This window comes from Ezakiella massiliensis, from assembly GCF_059862345.1.
In genome coordinates, this window is sequence record NZ_JCBCEO010000015.1 from 1 (window position 1) to 812 (window position 812).

1 protein-coding gene is annotated in these 812 nt (G+C 44.8%); it reads left to right on the forward strand.

Annotation, left to right across the window (positions count from 1 at the left end; genetic code table 11):
• The coding region (locus tag AC6FXG_RS08920) for an elongation factor Tu (RefSeq protein WP_500572387.1) at nt 1-812 on the forward strand (812 nt) is incomplete at both ends.

The window sequence follows — 812 nt, forward strand, 5'->3', positions numbered from 1 at the left end:
GGTGCAGCCCAAATGGACGGCGCAATCCTAATCGTAAGTGCAGCAGACGGACCAATGCCACAAACAAGAGAACACATCCTACTAGCAAGACAAGTAGGCGTACCAAAAATGGTAGTATTCTTAAACAAAGAAGACCAAGTAGACGACCCAGAACTAATCGAACTAGTAGAAATGGAAGTAAGAGAAATGCTCTCAGAATACGACTTCGATGGCGACAACACACCAATCGTAGTAGGATCAGCCTTAAAAGCACTAGAAGATCCAGACGGAGAATGGGGAGATAAAATCGTAAAACTCATGGAAGCAGTAGACGAATGGATCCCAACACCAGAAAGAGCAACAGACCAACCATTCCTAATGCCAGTAGAAGACGTCTTCACAATCACCGGCCGTGGAACAGTAGCCACAGGCAGAGTAGAAAGAGGAACAGTCAAAGTAGGCGACACAGTAGAACTAGTCGGCCTAACAGACCAACCAAGAGACGTAGTAGTAACAGGCGTAGAAATGTTTAGAAAACTCCTCGACCAAGCAGAAGCAGGAGACAACATCGGTGTACTACTAAGAGGTGTACAAAGAGACGAAATCGAAAGAGGACAAGTCTTAGCAGCACCAAAAACAATCAAAGCACACACCAAATTCAAAGCAGAAGTATACGTCCTAACCAAAGAAGAAGGCGGAAGACACACACCATTCTTCAACGGCTACAGACCACAATTCTACTTCAGAACAACAGACGTAACAGGAAACATCGAACTAGAAGAAGGCGTAGAAATGGTAATGCCAGGAGACAACGCAAGATTCACAATCGAACT